General features: G+C 46.9%; 19 protein-coding genes and 1 pseudogene. 9 read left to right on the top strand and 11 right to left on the bottom strand.

Annotated elements, in window-relative coordinates; genetic code table 11:
- The 6 genes from OXH00_03520 to OXH00_03545 all read left to right on the top strand — a co-directional run.
- Window positions 1-214: hypothetical protein (locus OXH00_03520; protein MCY3740070.1), on the top strand; the 214-nt coding region annotated here is incomplete at its 5' end.
- Window positions 215-216: 2 nt separating this feature from the next.
- The gene (locus OXH00_03525; GenBank protein MCY3740071.1) at window positions 217-720 is read left to right on the top strand and encodes a type II toxin-antitoxin system VapC family toxin; all 504 of its coding nucleotides are present in this window, start codon (window positions 217-219) and stop codon (window positions 718-720) included.
- Between the two features lie 236 nt (window positions 721-956).
- Complete coding sequence (locus OXH00_03530; protein MCY3740072.1) at window positions 957-1,781, top strand: phytanoyl-CoA dioxygenase family protein; 825 nt, start codon at window positions 957-959, stop codon at window positions 1,779-1,781.
- 402 nt (window positions 1,782-2,183) lie between these two features.
- Complete coding sequence (locus OXH00_03535) at window positions 2,184-4,058, top strand: sigma-70 family RNA polymerase sigma factor (protein MCY3740073.1); 1,875 nt, start codon at window positions 2,184-2,186, stop codon at window positions 4,056-4,058.
- Between the two features lie 38 nt (window positions 4,059-4,096).
- Entirely contained in the window at window positions 4,097-5,635 is a 1,539-nt protein-coding gene (locus tag OXH00_03540) for an ABC transporter permease subunit (GenBank protein MCY3740074.1), read from the top strand.
- Between the two features lie 4 nt (window positions 5,636-5,639).
- On the top strand, window positions 5,640-7,007 hold the full coding sequence (locus OXH00_03545; protein MCY3740075.1) for an ABC transporter permease subunit: 1,368 nt from the start codon (window positions 5,640-5,642) through the stop codon (window positions 7,005-7,007).
- Between the two features lie 12 nt (window positions 7,008-7,019).
- On the opposite strand, the gene OXH00_03550 is transcribed toward OXH00_03545, so the two are convergent.
- The 6 genes from OXH00_03550 to OXH00_03575 all read right to left on the bottom strand — a co-directional run bounded on the left by OXH00_03550 (window position 7,020) and on the right by OXH00_03575 (window position 13,248).
- A complete protein-coding gene (locus OXH00_03550) occupies window positions 7,020-7,733 on the bottom strand; it encodes an HAD-IA family hydrolase (GenBank protein MCY3740076.1) in 714 nt (237 codons plus the stop codon).
- 9 nt (window positions 7,734-7,742) lie between these two features.
- Window positions 7,743-8,549 carry a class I SAM-dependent methyltransferase gene (locus OXH00_03555; GenBank protein ID MCY3740077.1) on the bottom strand — a complete coding sequence of 269 codons (807 nt, stop codon included), beginning with the start codon at window positions 8,547-8,549 and terminating at the stop codon, window positions 7,743-7,745.
- Window positions 8,546-9,625, bottom strand: coding sequence for a hypothetical protein (locus OXH00_03560; GenBank protein MCY3740078.1), 1,080 nt, complete (start codon window positions 9,623-9,625; stop codon window positions 8,546-8,548). The genes OXH00_03555 and OXH00_03560 overlap by 4 nt, the downstream gene beginning before the upstream one ends.
- A 217-nt stretch (window positions 9,626-9,842) precedes the next feature.
- Entirely contained in the window at window positions 9,843-11,915 is a 2,073-nt protein-coding gene (locus tag OXH00_03565; protein ID MCY3740079.1) for a DUF5916 domain-containing protein, read from the bottom strand.
- Window positions 11,916-12,047: 132 nt separating this feature from the next.
- A complete protein-coding gene (locus tag OXH00_03570) occupies window positions 12,048-12,521 on the bottom strand; it encodes an NUDIX hydrolase (GenBank protein ID MCY3740080.1) in 474 nt (157 codons plus the stop codon).
- A 28-nt stretch (window positions 12,522-12,549) separates the two neighbouring features.
- Window positions 12,550-13,248: an RNA polymerase sigma factor gene (locus tag OXH00_03575; GenBank protein MCY3740081.1), complete on the bottom strand. Its 699-nt coding sequence runs from the start codon at window positions 13,246-13,248 to the stop codon at window positions 12,550-12,552.
- Window positions 13,249-13,653: 405 nt separating this feature from the next.
- Here OXH00_03575 and OXH00_03580 point away from each other — a divergent pair, with 405 nt between their 5' ends.
- Together OXH00_03580 and OXH00_03585 are read left to right on the top strand one after the other, a co-directional pair.
- On the top strand, window positions 13,654-13,875 hold the full coding sequence (locus OXH00_03580; GenBank protein ID MCY3740082.1) for a hypothetical protein: 222 nt from the start codon (window positions 13,654-13,656) through the stop codon (window positions 13,873-13,875).
- A pseudogene (locus OXH00_03585) lies at window positions 13,838-14,095 on the top strand (type II toxin-antitoxin system PemK/MazF family toxin). Before OXH00_03580 ends, OXH00_03585 begins: the two are co-directional and overlap by 38 nt.
- Window positions 14,096-14,392: 297 nt before the next feature.
- Here the strand turns inward: OXH00_03585 and OXH00_03590 are convergent.
- Window positions 14,393-15,100: a hypothetical protein gene (locus OXH00_03590; protein MCY3740083.1), complete on the bottom strand. Its 708-nt coding sequence runs from the start codon at window positions 15,098-15,100 to the stop codon at window positions 14,393-14,395.
- Between the two features lie 500 nt (window positions 15,101-15,600).
- Between OXH00_03590 and OXH00_03595 the strand changes: the two genes are divergently transcribed.
- Window positions 15,601-15,783, top strand: a complete 183-nt coding sequence (locus OXH00_03595; protein ID MCY3740084.1) for a hypothetical protein — start codon at window positions 15,601-15,603, stop codon at window positions 15,781-15,783.
- Between the two features lie 61 nt (window positions 15,784-15,844).
- On the opposite strand, the gene OXH00_03600 is transcribed toward OXH00_03595, so the two are convergent.
- The 4 genes from OXH00_03600 to OXH00_03615 all read right to left on the bottom strand — a co-directional run bounded on the left by OXH00_03600 (window position 15,845) and on the right by OXH00_03615 (window position 18,970).
- The gene (locus tag OXH00_03600; GenBank protein MCY3740085.1) at window positions 15,845-16,093 is read right to left on the bottom strand and encodes a hypothetical protein; all 249 of its coding nucleotides are present in this window, start codon (window positions 16,091-16,093) and stop codon (window positions 15,845-15,847) included.
- A gap of 288 nt (window positions 16,094-16,381) precedes the next feature.
- Window positions 16,382-16,792 (bottom strand): F0F1 ATP synthase subunit epsilon, encoded by a 411-nt coding sequence (locus OXH00_03605; protein ID MCY3740086.1) that lies wholly within the window; start codon window positions 16,790-16,792, stop codon window positions 16,382-16,384.
- Window positions 16,793-16,885: 93 nt separating this feature from the next.
- Window positions 16,886-18,292 (bottom strand): F0F1 ATP synthase subunit beta, encoded by a 1,407-nt coding sequence (gene atpD, locus OXH00_03610; GenBank protein MCY3740087.1) that lies wholly within the window; start codon window positions 18,290-18,292, stop codon window positions 16,886-16,888.
- 204 nt (window positions 18,293-18,496) lie between these two features.
- On the bottom strand, window positions 18,497-18,970 hold the full coding sequence (locus tag OXH00_03615) for a DUF1992 domain-containing protein (GenBank protein ID MCY3740088.1): 474 nt from the start codon (window positions 18,968-18,970) through the stop codon (window positions 18,497-18,499).
- Window positions 18,971-19,027 lie beyond the last annotated feature (57 nt).

Here is a 19,027-nt window from a genome sequence, read left to right on the forward strand (position 1 = left end):
CGATGCCGACTGGAAAAAAGATGCACAACTAAAGGCACATTCTATGGGAAACAACAAGCAGGATGCAGAAGTTGCTCGGAAAATCCTTGAGCGGATGGGAATTTCCGGGGAACCGATTCCTGCTGAAGAGCTCCAAGCACGGATGGTCCGTAACGGCATCCAGCCGGAAGGGAACGAGTTTAGTCGCGCAATTATCGAAGAACGCGAGAAATAACGGTGTACTATTTTTATTTTGATGCCAGTGCTTTTGTAAAACGATATACACAGGAACTTGGCAGTGATAAAGTCAATTTCCTTTTCGCTAATGTGCCTCATGACCGCTTAATGTGTCTCATTCTCGGTGCAGTTGAAGTTATCTGGGTGCTTGTGCGAAAAAGAAACGATAACCGCCTCACGAATGATGATTTTCGTCAAGCTGGCATTAATCTTGATTATGAGGTGATTGATAATCAGTCAGGTTTCAGAACCATCCCTGTTCCGAATTCGCTGATTTGGCGTTCAATGGATTTGATTGAAATCCATTCACTCAATAGCGTTGATGCAATTGTATTACGTTCCGCGTTGGATATTGCAGCAGCATGCCGTGACACTAGTGACGAGCTTGTTCTCGTTGCGTCTGATCAAGGGTTACTGAGAGCCGCAAGCAATGAAGAACTCCTTGTTTTTAACCCAGAAATACATCCGGAACAGATGTTAACAGATTGGCTTGCCGTGCCGTAACCTGCCCGGATGCCATTTTCAAAAGTTACGGGATGGTATTATGCGTAGCAATTAGCAATCATTGTAGGGTGATCTCGGCCCGCGACTTCGTCAGTTAAAATAGCGCGTAGCTTGAAACAATAGCGCGTAGCTTGAAACGAAGTGGAATGGTTTTTGCTTGGGTGTTTCTTCAGATTTACGGAGAGGAACGTGAGAATCCCAATCCACCTAACCGAACCGCAAGGAAAATTAAAAATATGACACCGAAACAACGTTACCTGTTCGATGTAACAGGATATCTCCACTTAGAAAACGTCATCACTGGCGATGCATTAGCAGAAGCCGCTGAAGCCGTCGATAGATACATAACGACACCGCCTGATGAATTGCCACCAGGCTTTGAGCAGAAAGGACTCCATCAACACGGATTTGCTTTCGACAAATCGCTTGAATGTTTAACGATGCATACGGCACTGTGGCCAATTATCAAAGAGCTGACAGACAATCAACCACGGTTCGGCAGAGGTTCCTTGAAGCATGATAAACACGATTTGTGGGAGGTTGGTGAACGCGCAAGTGTGAATCCGGGCGGACTGCACTGTGCACGCGATGACTATGGATGGTATAGCACACGTTACGAGGTTGACAACGGACGCATCTACTGCGATAACTTCGTCTGTTTTCCGTATTTCACAGATGTCTATCCGGGTGATGGCGGACTCATCGTAATCCCGGGATCGCATAAAAGCGAATTCGCTCGACCAAAGGAGCTGCTGACACTTAATGAGGAAGACGGGATTGATCCGCTTGAAGATCCTGTTTTTGTCAATATTACACCGAAGGCGGGCGATATTGTAATTATTTCGGAGCTGCTAACGCACGGTGTGCTACGTTGGAAGCCAAAAGACCGAGATCGACGGTTCCTCGTCCTGCGGTATTTCCCGCAATACTCTGGTACGCATAGCTTCCCGCAACCTATTCTGGACCGGTTATCGCCTGAGACATTGGAATTGGTGGAATCTGCGGCGTATGGTCATATCAAGGAAATTGCAAAGCAGGATGCGGTTACGCTGACGGTGTAAGAGGTGAATTTGCGAAACATCGGTGAATGTCTCGGTTCAATCGGGCTGTTCACCAACTCACACCGGAATAAATTGGCGAAGGTATTGTATAGAGACAGTTATTATTTATTTTCATAACGCCCCGGATTGCCCGTTAAACACCTTTCAGAGACATCCGTTGTGGATGCGATGCTCCAAACTTTGACGTATCGTCCCTACGAAACCCGATACGCGCACAACAACGGCTAAAAAATCCATATCTTTTCCATTTTCTTCAAATTATGTAAGATTTCTGTAAATGAATTCGTCTTTAACATATAGAGGTATAAACCGTACCGCGATGTTTAACTTATCAGATTCCGTATTTGAGGCAGTCATTTGTCAGGTGTAAACACAACGGAATCTATTCATTGGGGGATCCTCGTGGAAAAAGAAGACGATGTTCAACTCATTTACAATATTTTGTCCGGCGACGACGAGGCATTCAGTGTCTTAGTCCAAAAATACCAAAAGAGCGTTCACGCGTTCGTGTGGCGGAAAATCGGTGACTTTCATCACGCCGAAGAAATTACGCAGGACACCTTCCTACAAGTTTACAAAAAACTTCCGACACTCAAGGATCCTCATCAATTTACTCAATGGTTGTATGTTATCGCAAACCGGCTTTGCATCGATTGGATGCGAAAGAAGAAACTTACGGTACAATCAATAGAAGACACACCAATAGCAGAAATCGAGAAATCCGCTTACACACGTTACCTATCGGAACAACGGAGAATAGAGATCTCCGAGCGTCGCCGTGAGATCGTCAAAAAACTTTTGGCAAAACTGCCAGAGAGTGAACGCACGGTCGTGACGCTCTACTATCTCGGCGAAATGAAGGTCAAAGAGATTAGCAGATTTTTAGGCATCTCTGTAAGCACGATTAACACCCGTCTGCATCGGGCGCGAAAGCGTTTACAGGAATCTGAAACATTTTTGACCTCTACTGCAGGAGAGAATTCCGAGATGCACGAGAGGCACATAGAACTTTGCACACAAAATTTGATCGCTATTGGTAAGGCAATTCAGACCTACCGGCAGGAACGCAAAGATTTTCCTGAATGGCTCTCAGATCTTCATCCGAAATATTTGCCAGATGCATCGGTCTTCATCTGTCCCGCGGATGGCGAAGATGGGAAGGCAGGTTTTCTTCCGAACACAGATTTGGTTGCAATCAGCAAGATAATTGGAAGGATAGGTTTTCTCCGGGACATAGATCCGAGAATGCCCGTAAGTTACGGGTATCAGCTTGCTCCGGAATATCGAGATAAGAAAAATGAACAACGTTTGGTATTCGGTGATGTCATACCACTTGTCCGTTGTCAACATCACGTGAATGAAGACTTTGACGCTTTGAACTTAAACTTTTCTTCTCAGATTTACAGGTCTTCCACGATTTGGGAACACACGCCGGAAGATATGTACGGTAGCCACGCAGCGGCTCTCACTGCTATTGAAGAAATACTTGCGCGACACCCTGATGATGAGCGTTATCCTGATAGTAAGCGTTTCTTTGATCTCTACCCGCAGCTTGTCAGACTCCACACCCTATTAGGCAACGAACAATCAGCGGCTGCCCTTATTGAACGTCTCAAGTCGGGAATGATACAAGACTTTCAGGGGTATCAGGTGCTGTTCGACCTACTCAAGACGGTGGAGCGATACGAGGATCTGCTTGCGTTTTTTCAGGTAGCGGAGCAGCAGTATCCAGACAATAAATTCATCTTCTATAAACTTGCCGACATTCATCAGAGGTTAGGCAATACTGCGCTCGCTGAAGCGTATGAGCGCAAGTCTAATCCGGGATACGAATGGGTTGGAAAACCTGTCCCTGACTTTTCTGTGATCGCCCTTGATGGGAATCCGATTTCGCTTCGGGATTATTATGGGAAAGTCGTCTTGCTTCACTTTTGGAAGGTCTGGAACGATTTTGGCACCGCGGAAACGTCAGATATTAAGAAAGTTTACGATACCTATAAAGGTGCGGGATTCGATATTATTGGAGTCTGCCTTGATACTGAAGAAGCGATACTGCGTAATTATACTATGCTGCGTAACTACATTAAAGCAAATGACATTCAGTGGCGACAAATTTGCGACGCGGCAGCGTATTCACTTTCACAACAATATGATATCGCTGGTGTTCCTGAACTGTGGCTCATTGATAGAGAAGGCAAGCTAATTACACACGAAGCGAGCAGGGAAAATTTAGAAATGCTTGTCGCGGAAGCAGTGAAGGCACAATTCCAAGACTAAACCGTTTGCTTTTCCCTTCACCAAATGGAGGTTTTTAGATGTTCCCCATCTGGGTAATCGCCAAAAGGGAGTTCACAGAGAACATCCTCTCCCTCCGTCTATTCATCGGGTTAATTGTCTGCCTCGCGCTTTTCGTCGCCAGCACACACGTACTGATGGAGGACTACGAGAAGCGACTCAGCGTCCATAATGCCGCAGAAACAGAACACCGAAACGCGCTTGAGGCAGTGAAGGTGTATTCATACCTGAGGCTGGACATCGCAAAACCGCCTGAACCTTTAAGCGTTATCTGCTTAGGAATGGAGCGGCAGCTGGGAAGCACGGTAAAGGTTTCCTACGAAGATGTCCCAACGGAAGCGAAAATACTCGGTGGTGGCAATCCGCTGTTGAACATTTTTTCCGCCGTTGACGCGGTGCTCATGGTGCAGATTGCGTTCAGCCTGTTCGTGATTTCGATCGCTTACGATGTTATCTGCGGTGAGCGTGAAAGGGGAACACTTGCACTTGTCGCATCAAACCCGGTCTCGAAATACCATATCCTGATTGGGAAATACATCGGCGGGATGGCGAGTCTTCTCGTGCCACTTGCGATCGGTTGGATAGCCGCGGCGATACTGATAAACGTAAACCCGATGATAGAATTCCACACCACTGAATGGGGTCGGTTCGCCGGACTCTTCGCGGCTTTGGCGTTATATCTCTCCGTCTTTTTCCTGCTTTCAATGCTGGTTTCAGCGATCACCCAGCGGTCAGCGAGAGCACTCGTCTGGTTGCTATTCCTCTGGATCGTAATTGTGTTCATCATCCCAAACGGTGCTGTGTATATCGCAAAGCAGGTTCGACCGATACCCTCCAAATCCGTGGTTAACATAGAAAGCGCGGCACTCAGGGCAGCGTTTAAGGAGAAAATCAGAGATTATGGCGCGAAGCATCGAAGCAGCTCCTACTTTACATCAGAACGCAGTGTGATCAGTGGCAGTCAACCATTTGCATTCCATGTGCTAACAGGATCCAGAGAAGCGATGCTCTGGTATCTCGACGGTGCCGGATTTTACATTCCACAGCGCATTGAATACGCAGAGCAGATCGGAAATCTCCATCAGGCCTACTACCGTTCGCTGAAAAGACAGACCGTTCTGGCTGAAAACCTGTCCAGACTTTCGCCGGCATGGGTCTACTACAATATCTCTGCGGGGCTGTCCGGCACGGATTTGCGGCGGCATGAGCGGTTCATCCAGCAAGCACAAGATTACCGAGAGACACTGATGGCATACATGCAGGAACAAGGAGCTTTCTCAAGTATCAGCTGGTTCACGTCTGCCAATCTCAACGATATGCCCCCACAAGCGGGACTCACGGAATCAGACGAAGAAACGTTTTTTGAAAACGTCACACCAAAAAGTTGGGATGACGTGGAACGGCTTGACTTAAGCGGCATGCCTGTCTTTAGCAGTGGAACCGCGTGGGGAGATGTCGCGCTCGGAGGTGCCTTCCCGGATTTAGTCTACCTGATTTTTCTCAACATTCTGCTGTTTCTGATCACCGGCGCAATGTTCTTGAAAAGCGAGGTGAGGTGAAGAGATGCTACGTGAAATTATCTGGCGAGAACTGTTAGATCACCTACAGAGTTTCCGTTTCGCCCTGACGTTGCTTCTGGTCATCGTCTTAATGTTGACCGGAAGCGTGCTGTATATCCGCGATTATCGGCAACAGGTCGCAGATTACAGTGAAAATGTCAGCGAAAACTTGCGACTTCTGGAAGATAAGGCGGAGAGAGGCTTGCACAGTGTGGTCAGTCGCTATTTGCTGATATATCGTGCGCCGAGCCCATTAGGATTCATCGCTGAAGGGCACGAAAAAGACCTACCGAACGCCTTTGCTGTGGATGCGTTTGACCTTATCGGTCCCCAAACGATCCTACGCAGAAACTACACACTCCAGCGGTTTGACGCATTGGATTGGGTGTTCACCGTCGGCGTTATCCTGAGTTTCGCAGCGTTCGCGATGACTTATGATAGCATCTCCGGCGAGGCGGAAACAGGCACACTTCGCCTCTGTCTCTCTAATTCACTCCCTCGCGTAACCCTGCTTTTCGGGAAGTACATCGGCACAATCATCAGCCTCGCGATCCCTTTAATCATCGGGATTTGCATGAACGTGCTTATTATCTTGCTTCTCGGCGTTCTACCTTTTGAACCGACCTATTGGCTACAGATTGGTGGGGTCGTTGTGTTTTCAGTCCTCTATATTTCTGTGTTTACGACACTTGGCATGTTCATCTCCTGCCTCACGAGAACCGCACCGGTCAGCCTCGTCCTACTCCTTCTGGTATGGGTATGTTTCGTGGTATTTATCCCGCGGACAGGTGGATTGCTCGCAAGTCGGTTGGTGGAACTCCCTGATGAGAAAACGGTAGCCAGACAGGCAAACGATGCGACGCACGAGATCCTCAATCGATACGGCAGGGATAGATTTAGCGCACACTGGTCGCCGGGCGAACCGCTGACCCGCGCTGCCAAAATCGGTGATGCCCAGCAAGCGATCTACAATGAATATCGCCAACAACAATTGCACCAAGTGAAACTGGCACAGAACATATCCCGTATCTCACCAACGGCGATCTATCAAATTGGCTGTGAGGCGTTGGTCGGGACTGGCATCAAACATTACGAGAAGTTTTTCAAGAAGGCTATCGAATATCGGCGCAGTCTCCTGCAGTTTACCTATGAGGAATACCCGTTCAATCCCAACCTCTTTCTTGAGGATGCAGAACGGCAGCAACTGCGGGAGATGGAAATCAGCGTGGATAAGATTCCCAAATTCGACGACACCGCATCCAGTTTTTCCACCGCATTCACCGAAGTTAGTTTGGACATTCTACTGCTGTTTCTATCCAACTTGGTTTTCTTTATGGGGGCGTTTCTGGCGTTCACGCGCTATGATGTGTGAGTTTTTTAATCGTTAACAGGCGGCACAAATATCTCGCACCCGATCAGCCACCTCTGATGGATGATACAACACTGGATAGCCTGCTGCTCGACGCATCACGATATCCTCTCCAAGCAGGTCTGTGTGCTGATGGAGAAACCACGCCGCACAAAACGGGGACATCCCAATCTGCGCTGCGCCTCGAAGTTCGTCACTATTGCCGTCGCCTATGAATATGCAGTCTGAAGGGGCAACACCTAAATTCTTACATGTGTGTTGATAGATGTCAGGATCGGGTTTGACCATTCCGACCAGATTGGAAAATACCGTCACCTGAAAAAAGCGTGCCAAAGGACTATTTTCCCAATCCAACACGGGAGAACCCTCGGTATTACTGATAAGACCGAACCTAATACCTGAAGCAGTGACTTCATTAAGCATATCAAGGATTTTGGGATCTATGCGACGCAAATGTGTCGCACCCGCGGAATAGCGGCGTTCAGCGAGTGTTTTAATTGTCTCCTCGGTGGATTTACCTCCAAGTTTCTGAACGATATGACGCAAAATCGCCGTATAATCTGAGAATTGTCCGGTAAGTCGAGCTAACCGAAGATTTTGGTATTCCTGCTGGAATTCCTTCACCGACAACTGCAAAGTCTGCGCGACTTCCGTGTGTGAAGGGCGGTTGAGGTCAAATTCTGAGACGAGTGTGTTAAATAAATCGAAGATAACTGCTTTTACAGCCATTCCTAACTCCTATTGATGGACACAGATAGCGTTCTCAGTTACCTCGCCGTTCTGTTCGAGAACTGTGAACCCATGACGCTCCAGTTCTAACCGCAAATTTTTAGGGGTTCGGTAACACCGCTGATGAATGTACCAAGTGCCATTGACACAAATCGTTCCTTCATAGTCTTCGGGTCCGACACTGGGTCTGAAAGGATCTGGCTGAAATAGACTGTAGCACGTTTCGGTGTCGCTATCCCAGAGTGCATCTTGGTCAAAGCGGGTGTAAACTTTCCCTGTTGTGCTATCAACAATCTGTATTTTGGTATCTTCTCGATCAGGTTCAAAAACGCAACAGCTCATCAGAAAGTAGCCATTCTTGGCGAGTCGAGACTTGACTCTTGAAAACATCGCATCCCTATCTGGATCGGTAACCATGCTTTGTGAGCAGAAACTGTCAACAATGAGATGGTATGCCTCGCCTTCCTGTGGCAATTGGCAGACATCTAATACCTCATATTGGATGTCTAAACACTGCTCGGCAGCAACCGCTTTCGCTTTGTCAATGGCATCAGGAATGATGTCTATTCCATGGACTCGGTAACCTAATTGCGCTAAAAAGCATGCGACAGGACCTGTCCCACATCCGAGTTCAAGCACTTGGGCATCTGGCTTAAGGTCTAAACGTGGCAAGGTTTCTATTAAGAAGGATTTGGAAGAGAAGTCACTGAAATCATCGGGATTCCCGTAAAGTTCTCCTCTTGACATGAATCCCTCTGCCTTGAGTTCAGCATAATCTGCGAGATGTTCGTGGTAATAGTATTTTTGTTTCATCATTGGTTCTCGCGAACGATTGCCACTTGCTCCAACATACCGCCTATCCGTGGCAGGTAATCGATCTCGCGGCTCAGGCGTGCGACTGCTTTACATCGACGTGTGAGTGCATCAATTCCTTTTATCATATTCCCACGCGCATTAGGAATTGGTCCAAGGCGTAGTAGCCAATATATCCAAGCTGCCAGGACCCCTTTGTAATAGATAGCGTCGTCAAGTGCTCCGCGGAAATTAGTGGATAGTTCTGCTCGATAAACACTTTCAATCTCTCTCGTCAGAACTTCATCGCATTCCCAGCGCACTGAAAAAGGATAGGGGCCGAGAGGCGCGTCAAGGAGAAAATGCCCATAATCGCTGTACTCAAAGTCAACAAGTTTTACACCGTCATTGAGCAATAGATAGTTCTGTGGAGCAATATCCACATGTCTGAGAGCAGAAAAGGGTTCGCCCTCCGAAAGCGTCTCCTTTAATTCAGATAACTCGGTCTCAACAGCAACAGATACGGGGCACTCAACCAATGTCGCGAGTCTGCGAAAAGATCGGAGTATTCCATTAAATGTGTCTGGGTCTGCTTGGTGGAATGTGCCGAGACTCGTCCGTAGACGGAGCCATTCGTTTTTCCTACCATAGGTAGCTCCGTGCATACGTCCAATTGTCTGAGCATGAGCAAGTAGTGCACAACTTCGCTCGTTCTCATTAGAATCGCGTAATATATCCCTAAATGAGCGCGCTTTCGGCACGTATTCAAATGCGATTAGTCCTTCAACAGCATCGCCAGCGATAAATTGGGGTCCCAGTGTCCGGGTCCCATCAATTTCATTCAAGAATTGAAGTGCAGCCCATTCATTGAAAAACTTCCAAGCCGGACTCCCAACGCGATCCGATTTAGGATTATAGGGTTCACGTTCAGTGTGTCTTGCCATCTTGACGAGAAAGACTTCTGGCAAGCAATTTGGTCCGTCCGCAACCCAGCATCGAAAGATACGGTTCTTCTTGAACTTCGTGCATTTTGCAAGCCGAATCTCGTGTTTGAGTGAACTCGAAAGACTTTTCTCTATGCGTGATAACGGGGCATCCATCTATGATCGTTTCCTTCATACTGGTAACCTTACGATGTAGGAGGACACTTGGCTATTAGGTTTTAGAGCTGTCCAAAGTCAATTTTGGAAAAAGATGGGACTGGCTGCCACTGGTCCCTCACCGTGAACAGATTAGAGGTTTCGTTTTTTGTGTCGGACTTTTCTAATTCTAACACACTCGTTACAAAAAGACAACCTCTCGAAGCCTGAGTCTCCTTCAATTAAACTGAGCGAAACCCGGAAGACTCGGCTCAAAAAGGTATGCCAATTTTGCAAACACAGCACGATCCCCCGGTAGACTATCCACAACCACAAAAAAGAGATGACTCTCCGGCGTAAATTCATAGTCGAAGATCGAATTGAGGTTGTAGGTGACCTCATCTACCATCCGCTCATCTACGCGTTCAACGTAAATTCGCCAACCGATTTTTTTCGTAAATTGGTAATTGCTGCGGAGCCGGAAAATGAGCGTATTTCGATATGCACGCCAAAAGAAATTCTCAAGATCCAGATCAATCGTGAACTTGCCGAAAAGGTTAATACCCCCGGAAAAACTGGTGAACCGATTGAATTCATCGCGACGGGTGCCGAAACGATTGAGAACCGATAACTGTCCCCACGGTGCCTGATAATCAATATCTGCTCTGATGAACTTGGTATGGAAAAGTTGACCGACCTCTCGAAGCCGTCCGAATCCACCGGAAGTGAAGAAGTTAAACCGCCCGACGTCGATGTAGAAACGCGACTCGCTCAGCCATTCCCGCAGCAATCCTTGCGCGTTGGTTTGATGGGAATGACGCGTATCCACCCAAAAAGATTCCACGAAATGCGACGCTGGAAACTCATGTCTGTAACGAAGATGGGCACGTGCCCGACGGAACGCCTCGTCCTCAAGCCCCATCTCGTTTGGACGAAAGCCGTCCTGAATCTCCTCAAGTTGAACCTCACCAAGCCAACCTTCGCGAATCCATTCCATCGCGGTGTGGTATGCCCAATGCATCTCGCCGTCAATCAAATCAATGGCATACTGCGAGGCTGCTGTCAGGTCTCGGTGCAATCCAAATCGCCCATTCAGCGATAGGAGTGCGACATCTCGATCGGCTTGGTGTTTGTGTATTCCCATCGCGCCGATGACAGTCCGTTCACCGATGTCGTGATTAATCCGTCCGGCTAAGAGATTCACCTGTTTTTTCTTATCCCCATCATAGCGATCAATCATTTTGCCGTAGGCATTGATGACCGCGAAATTAGAACCGCCGATTCTACCTGTCGTTTTCGCACCGACATCAATCTCTTGGACGCGCCGCGTATAGAACAGATCCAGCGGCAACTCAAACAACTCAGCACCCTCCCTGAAAAACGGACGGCGTTCTGGAAGGAATAACTCCCGGTCGCTTGAGATATTAATTTGCGTCGGATCGCTTTCCAATTGTGAAAAATCGGGATTCAGCGTCACATTCGAGGTGAGATGCGTTGAAATCGGAAGGATCAAGTCTAACCCACCATCGAGGTCATTGGGACGATCCACGAGCGCGCGATAGGTGCCGTAGGGAAGCACCCCAAGTTTCTGCTCTGTTTTAACGCTTTCCAAATTCAGTCCGGTTAAATCGCCATACTCCGATACGCGTGAGAAAAAAGCCGTCTCTGCCCATGAATGAGATTGACCATTTATCGGACGCACCCGCCAAAAGTTGATGCCCCAGGTGGTATCCGCCCGATTAAAACGGACCTCACGAAACGGGATCGCAAATTCCGCTGTCCAATGATTGGCGTGTTTCTTGACTTTCGCCTCCCACTTCGCGTCCCAACTCATGTCGAAAGCACTCTCATTGCCGACCCTCTCATCCGTTTGTGTGCCGAGTGTGTTGATCGCAAAAATATAGCAGTTGCGCTGATCGTGATAGGTATCGAGCATCACTTCAATACAGTCGTTCTGCCAGACTGCTGAATCCCGACGCGTTTTTGTTTCTCGGAGACTTTTCATGTCCGGCTCCTCACAACGCACACCAATATAAAGCATGTTCTCATCGTACAGCACCCGAACTTCGGTGTCTAATTCAGCCGGATGTATCTCTCCCTCCTTTGCTCGGAAGAAATCGGTCGCGATGTCGGCGTGTTGCCAGACCGAGTCTGTTAAATCCCCATCAATAACGGGTGGGTTCTCCACCCAAGTTGCCTGAATGGAGCGTCTTGTATTTTGTTGTGTATTTGCGAAAAGTGGTGTAACCAGAAGCAGTATCGGTATCCAAATGAGTGTGCATGACCATTGCACACGTCCAATTTTTTCCATTGTCCCCTCGTTCTTTTAAGGTATTTGTCTGTAATGTGTTTAGTTGTTTTGCGAATTAAACCAAATCTGCTTCCTAATCGTTTAACCCACACCGACGAAAATTCATCAGAAAACCCGTTAACCCCTCTACCCCTAATCTTTTGTTTCTGAGAGTTTATGCATTGCGGCGAGATACAATGCTTTGCTTTGATTTCCGAAGGGTCCTGGATTAGTCAGATTCTCTGGAAAGTGTGAGAACAAACTCGCTTCACTAACTTCTTCAAGGTCGAGTGGGTTACCTAATGCTTCTATTTCCCCCAAATAAGCGATTCCCCAGTATTCGTGATCGAACATGAAGCAGTGAATATAACACAGCACCTCAAGATTTTTCAGCGTTGCACCGGTCTCCTCCAGAAGTTCTCGATGTGCAGTTTCTTCAGGCGTTTCCCCGGGTTCGGCGCGCCCCCCCGGTAGCGTCCAAATGTTGTTATCACGCCATTTGCAGAAAAGTATCTGGTTATGTTGATGCGCGAGACAATTGACAAACTCAATTTTCCCTACGTCCGCCGGTGGTTTTCCGAAATAGAGTAACATGTAGCCATCTTGTTCCTCGATCTTTTGAATCATTTTTTTCCTCTCTAAATACGAAAATCTGCTATAGGTGGTATTTGGATAAATAGAAACTGCGCGATTTGACTGGATTTAGCTGCATTCCCAAAATTGGGAATACCAAGTCCACCAATAATACCTCCATGAAATTAAAAGACAATCGGAAGCTACAAAGCGTTTGTTCAATCGCTTCAGCCTGCTTTTTTAATCGTTTCCGCGCCCGGCTCAGACGACTCTTAATTGTGTTCTGAGATACGCCCAAAAACTTGCTGATCTCCTCACAAGTCATTTCAGCAAGATAGTAAAGGCGGATCACCGTCCGGTCAGTTTCTCGGAGTTTATCAAGGAGCTTTTGAATCAAGGCGCGGTCCGATTCTTTTCCCGTTTCCTTCTGCTGTTGTGCTATATACTCAGAATAACACAATTCTGCGAGTTCTTCGGGATTCGTTAATGTTAGCGACTGCTGTTGCGGTTGAGTGGCTTCTTTTCGGAGCCATGTGACGCAGAGGTTGTTGGCAATAACATAGAGCCATTTTGCGAATCGGTCCGGGTGTGTCAATGTGGCGAGCTTCTGATACGCCGTAAGGAAGACCTCCTGCGTAATATCTTCTGCTATGTGAAAATCGCCGATTTTTCGCCATGCCAGCGCGTGAATCTGCGATTGATACTTCTCTAACAAAGCCGCAAACGCATGGTGATCGCCTTCCAGGGTGAGTTGAACCAACTTATCATCGCTATATTGCATCGGGCACCTCCACAAGAAATCTGTCTTCTGTGATTAAAGACGAAAATTGGGGGTCAAAAAGTTGCACCTTTGGAAAAAAAATGCGTTTTTTGTAAAGCGCGTCTCATAAGCAGATAAACCCTTAGTAGAAATCACTGACATCTCGTAGACGACGTTAAGCGTACTTCCGCTGAAACATAAAAATAGACATATCAGGAAGATCATGAAGCAGGGCGTAATTACACTAACAGTGTATGGCTAAATGGCGAATCCTCGGAAGAATACTCGGGATATTTGTTTGATATTCCCCACTGGATAGGTTATCATATATTGATGATTGATATTTTTGTCCACATTACAAATTGAGGGCGGTACTTATGAACCGAATTACATAAACTTTACTTTCTTGCTATATGGAGGTCTCAGATGCAGGCAACCCAACAAAATATACTGGAAGCGTTCAACCAACTTCCTGAGATTGAAAAACACGTGATCGCTTCTGAAATCATAAAGCAAGTGGCTCTGCTGGATATCCCACCTTTGACAGATGAAGCACTCACGGAAATTGCTGACGCACTATTTGTTGAACATGACAAGACGGAGGCGGAAGATGCCGAGACAAAATCGAGGGGAAGTCCGGTTAGTTGATCTCGGAATGGTAGCTAAAGTTAGACCCTGCCTCGTCATCAGCATACCCGCGCTCGTCCAAGATCGCGCACTTGTCACCGTTGTAACACATACAACAAACACGCGTGGTTCGAGATTTGAAATCCCTATAAAAACAAGATTTCTGGATACTGGTGTTTTCGATACACAAAGTCTGGTCACAGTCTCAGAAGCGAAATTCCTGAGAAAATTGGGAAATCTCTAACCTGATCAGTTATCAGAGGTCGAAGACGCGGTGCGTCAGTGGCTGCAACTTTAAACAAAACAAGCCACTCACACTTCAAGCTTTTAAAACAGAAACGGTCTTTCTTTTCAAGAGATTCTTGCAGAATTCCGGCAGGCATAGCTTTCCACAACCTATTCTGGATCAATTGTCCTCAGAGACATTAGAATTGGTGGAATCTGCGGCGTATGGTCACATCAAGAAAATTGTAAAGCAGGATGCGGTGGCACTGACGGTGTAAGGGGTCTAAGTGTGAATTTTCTGAAAATGCGCGCATTATCTTTGGCGTGTTTCTCTGTACCATAAGCTTGCAATTTGTTGCATGTCTTTGTGATATGTGTTTCGCGCCTCTTTTTCAGCGTTTGCGTTTGACAACCATGAAAGGGTCAGAAACGGACCGTACACGGATATATCTCTTTTGCTTTGACTTGCCTTGCAGTATGGACATGTGTTAAACCAATATTTGTTATGGAAAGGTGGATATCGACAGAATTGAATTGTCCGTGGGATCGGTTCTACCTTCGGTTTACCTTTATTAGGCCAGGCAAAAACGATGATGTCGCGTTTACACGTGTTACACTGATGCCCCCCATATCGGTAGTATTCATTGGTGGGGAGTAAAACTTTTGTTTGTTTGGCAATCTTTTTTATCTCGGTATAGAAATATCTTTTAGCGGTCTTGCATGTCTGACAAGACCAACGAAAGGTATCTCGTAAGGATAAAAAGACAATTGGATTTTCGATGACCTTGTGCCCATCTAATTCAATAAAAGGTATTGAGAGTGATTTTGCTTTTCTTTCATCAACAGCGTGCGAGACACGGATTTCTACTGCAGCAGCCGGTGCGTTTTCAACCATCAGTGCCACATCTACAATAAATTCTTTATCCATCCTATATTCCGGTATTGCAAACTCAACTTTATCCGGGAGCAGTTGCTCTATAGGGTCTCGGCAGACCTCACAATTTCTTTTGAGACGTGGCACATCGCTTTTCCCCAATTTCCAATCAGAAATGGACTGAACAACAAGTTGCTTGGCAGTTTTGTGGAGGATTGTCTCTTGATTGCATGTCTCACTCGCTTTGTGCGCGAAATGAGCAGTTTTTATTTTCCCCTTTCTGAGGATAACCTTTTCTTGACACGCTGGGCAAAAATAGTGTTTTTCCTTTTCTGCGTTCTGAGGTTTGTATAACTTGTTTTATTATCAAGTGCAATAGGCACTTTGAGCTGGGTGCTTTTAACCATAGTCCCCTCAATAGTCAATGCTTTTTTTAGCCTATAAATCCTGGTTTAGACAAAGAAAACAGTACTCTTACAAAACGTGCCTACCAGAAAATGGAAAAATCGTAATTACAAATTGATCGCGACGAACGATGTTTATATCAGCGTATACGAAGGGGCTTCTTGGAGGACAGGGATGACATAACTCCGAATTGTTAAGCTGTCAAAGTGGTCGGTTTCTACGCGGGGTTCCGGTTCTTTCCGGTGATCAAAGACGACATAGTATCCCTCCTGCAGGTTTTCCAGTTTGAGATACGCGGCGGGTTGCTTTTTACCTGCCTGATACCGGGCATCGCCTCGCCAAATCTTGGTTTCGACGATGTACTTTCACTGGTTGTGGCTGATAAGGAGATCCGTCTTCTCGCGCCCGGTTGGGACTTCAAATGACATGATGCCACCCACTGTCTGGACGAATGAATCCAAATACGTCTAAGAAATGCTTGAAAAATTATTGTTTTCTGTTATTTGGAGCATCTGATGTCTCCGCAGAAGTTACTTTCACCGGTATTGGTTCACATGAATGTCGAGTTAGATATTCAAGTACTTCATCTTGCATTTTCAGAATCTCTGTCCGATATCCAGTTGAGATGAGCGAAAATTCTTCAGGTGTTGCCTTAACTCGCAGTTGTAAGAGCAAGTTTTGAAAATACGCTATGCGTTGTTGACTTGCTTTGAGTTCTTTATCGTTGCGAATCATTTTCTTACCCCTATGATGCCGTGGCGTGTCCCATCACGCTCAACTTGCCAGCCTTCTATAAACTCACTAAGTCTCCTGTAATAACCCAAGTTGCCACCTAATTTACATAGCACTCCGCTGGAGTGCAAGATGTCAATATACCTTTTTCTATAGACATATCACCCCTCTGGGGTAGGGAAAGTGTCTGAAAAACTGTGTTGAAACGCTCAAAATCCGTTAGTAGCAACTTGGGTTGTAATATTAAAGACAGCCGCGTCCAAATGGGAAACAGGTGCGGCAGGTCAATATCTACAAATTGCTCGCGACTTTGATGCGGTTTTGTGCGCGTGCGAGTGCGGCTTCTGCGCGCGGGCGGTTCAGATCGGGGGCGTTTGCTTTGAGTTGTGTTTGGGCACGCGCGAGTGCGCTTTCTGCACGCTCGACATCGATTTCGGATGCCCACTCCGCAGTTTCAACCAAGACAGTGACACCCGTCCGCAACACCTCAAAGACCCCGCCGCTCGTCGCCATTAATTGCGAGGTCTCCGATGATTCACGGATACGAATCTCACCTACATCTAAGGCTGTAAGAAAAGGGATGTGTCCTACCAGAATCTGAAAATTGCCTTCCACGCCGGGTGCATGAACGCTCGTCACGTCCCCTTCATAGATCAACTGTTCCGGTGTCCGAATTTCGAGATGAAAACTTCTGTCTAACATATCTACTCTGTTTTCGTTGTCAAAAGTAGCGTTTTCAGTTATCAGTGAGAAGGTTCCTCTTTTAGACAACTGAAAACCGATAACTGATAACTATTAGTCCGCTGCTTCTAAGCCTGCGTCTTTTGATTGTTCAAATGCTTCGTCAATAGTGCCGATAAGGCGTAGCGACTGTTCTGGCAGATCATCACAATCACCGTTTAGAATCGCTTGGCAGCCTTGCACGGTATCCTCAATCTTCACATATTTGCCGGGGGTTCCGGTGAACCGTTCCGCCACAAACATCGGTTGTACCAAGAACATCTCTAATTTTCGCGCCCTATTGACAACCAACTTTTGGTCATCTGAGAGTTCATCTACACCGAGGATAGCGATAATGTCTTGCAAGTCACCGTATTCCTGTAACACCTGCTTGACCCTAAAGGCAGTCTGATAATGTTCATCACCGATAATGTCTGCTGATAAGATACGCGAACTCGAAGTCAACGGATCCACTGCGGGGAACCTTGCCTTCTGAGCGATGCTCCGTTCGAGTCGTGTCACGGCATCAAGATGTGCGAAAACAGAGACGACAGCCGGATCGGTATAGTCATCAGCAGGGACGTAGACCGCTTGGAATGAAGTGATTGATCCGTGTTGTGTCGAGGTGATTCGTTCTTGCAATTCACCCATTTCGGTTGCGAGTGTCGGTTGGTATCCGACAGCAGAAGGCATCCGTCCGAGGAGTGCTGATACCTCACCGCCTGCAAGTGTGAAACGGAAGACGTTGTCAATAAAGATAAGGACATCTTGACCTTGCTGATCGCGAAAATATTCGGCCATAGAGAGGCCTGCGAGTCCGACACGAAGCCGCGCACCCGGTGGCTCGTTCATCTGACCGAACACCATAGCCGTTTTATCAATTACGCCGTATTCATCAAGTTCGAGCCAGAACTGATTCCCTTCGCGTGTCCGCTCACCGACACCACAGAACACGGAATAACCGCCGTGTTGTGTTGCGATGTTGTAAATAAGCTCAGCGATCAAAACAGTTTTGCCGACACCTGCCCCACCGAAAAATCCGACTTTTCCGCCCCGAACGACCGGTTGAACCAAGTCGATAACTTTGATACCCGTTTCTAACATTTCGGCACTGGTGGTAAGTTCAGATTGCGGTGGTGGGGGTCTATGAATAGAGTATCGTTCAGATTCACCGGGATCGCCTCTTTCATCAATAGGTTGACCGGTTACGTCAAAGACGCGTCCGAGGACTGCATCACCGACCGGAACAGTAATGGGACCGCCGGTATCAGTTGCGAGTGTGCCGCGAACCAATCCATCTGTCGTATCCATAGCGACTGCACGGACTCGATTTTCACCTAAATGCTGTTGAACCTCAAGTACGAGTTCGCTTCCATCGTAACGTTGAACTTTAACAGCGTTGAGGATATCCGGCAATGTGCCTTCCGAAAAATCTATGTCTACTCGCGCCCCGACAACTTCTAATATTTTTCCTTGGTTCATGCGATATTCCTTTTTTATATGGTAATCAGTTGTCAGTTATCAGTAACTGGTTAAGAGGTGTTTTGTACCAATCTGCCCAAACTTGGAGGACTTTAGGAAGTGCTGAGTTGTTACAGCCTGCCTTTTTAACTGATAACCGATACCTACTGATACTGGTCCTTCTGTTTCGCACGGGCATTCCCATCGTATACAAACTCGGAACGATTAGAGACTTGGACACACCTTCTGAAAATCGTTAAGTGCTTCTGCCCGATTGATTAACGCGTATTGCCGATTTCGTGTCGGCATCAGGAGGTTCACACGTTGGATTTTCCGATTCAGGTTTTCGAGTTTTTCAGTGTATTGTTCAATGCCGCGGGCACGTTCATGTTCAAAACTTCGACTGATGGCTTCACGTCGGTGTGGATACTGCTGGGCGATAGCCTCCAACCGCTTTCGACGACCTTGCAGATTTTTAAGGAGCCTTTCAAGTTGCGTTTTTTCTTTTTTAATCTCTTTCTGTAACTCAATCCACCGAGGTGTAAAACCGTTCTCTTTCAGCAGGCGGTTTGCCATCCGCGCTTGGGGTGTAAGGTAGGGATTCGTATCCAATTTAAGCGGTTTACCTTCACCGGGCAAATTCTTGAATTCGCCACGTTCCATCGCCTCTTCAATCTGTTTGTTGACATTGATCGGCATCTGAGACCTCCACACGGTTACGGCACGACGGCGCGTGCCTACTACTACCTTGCACGG

The sequence above is a fragment of the Candidatus Poribacteria bacterium genome (genome assembly GCA_026706025.1).
Lineage (GTDB): Bacteria > Poribacteria > WGA-4E > WGA-4E > WGA-3G > WGA-3G.

What these genes read in the sequence shown, in the direction of transcription:
- OXH00_03545 (MCY3740075.1), top strand. Translation starts at nt 5,640, where the DNA reads ATGCTACGTGAAATTATCTGGCGAGAACTGTTAGATCACCTACAGAGT.
- OXH00_03565 (MCY3740079.1), bottom strand. Translation starts at nt 11,915, where the DNA reads ATGGAAAAAATTGGACGTGTGCAATGGTCATGCACACTCATTTGGATA.
- OXH00_03530 (MCY3740072.1), top strand. Translation starts at nt 957, where the DNA reads ATGACACCGAAACAACGTTACCTGTTCGATGTAACAGGATATCTCCAC.
- OXH00_03550 (MCY3740076.1), bottom strand. Translation starts at nt 7,733, where the DNA reads ATGGCTGTAAAAGCAGTTATCTTCGATTTATTTAACACACTCGTCTCA.
- OXH00_03560 (MCY3740078.1), bottom strand. Translation starts at nt 9,625, where the DNA reads ATGGATGCCCCGTTATCACGCATAGAGAAAAGTCTTTCGAGTTCACTC.
- OXH00_03600 (MCY3740085.1), bottom strand. Translation starts at nt 16,093, where the DNA reads ATGATTCGCAACGATAAAGAACTCAAAGCAAGTCAACAACGCATAGCG.
- OXH00_03575 (MCY3740081.1), bottom strand. Translation starts at nt 13,248, where the DNA reads ATGCAATATAGCGATGATAAGTTGGTTCAACTCACCCTGGAAGGCGAT.
- atpD (MCY3740087.1), bottom strand. Translation starts at nt 18,292, where the DNA reads ATGAACCAAGGAAAAATATTAGAAGTTGTCGGGGCGCGAGTAGACATA.
- OXH00_03540 (MCY3740074.1), top strand. Translation starts at nt 4,097, where the DNA reads ATGTTCCCCATCTGGGTAATCGCCAAAAGGGAGTTCACAGAGAACATC.
- OXH00_03605 (MCY3740086.1), bottom strand. Translation starts at nt 16,792, where the DNA reads ATGTTAGACAGAAGTTTTCATCTCGAAATTCGGACACCGGAACAGTTG.
- OXH00_03555 (MCY3740077.1), bottom strand. Translation starts at nt 8,549, where the DNA reads ATGATGAAACAAAAATACTATTACCACGAACATCTCGCAGATTATGCT.
- OXH00_03570 (MCY3740080.1), bottom strand. Translation starts at nt 12,521, where the DNA reads ATGATTCAAAAGATCGAGGAACAAGATGGCTACATGTTACTCTATTTC.
- OXH00_03615 (MCY3740088.1), bottom strand. Translation starts at nt 18,970, where the DNA reads ATGCCGATCAATGTCAACAAACAGATTGAAGAGGCGATGGAACGTGGC.
- OXH00_03580 (MCY3740082.1), top strand. Translation starts at nt 13,654, where the DNA reads ATGCAGGCAACCCAACAAAATATACTGGAAGCGTTCAACCAACTTCCT.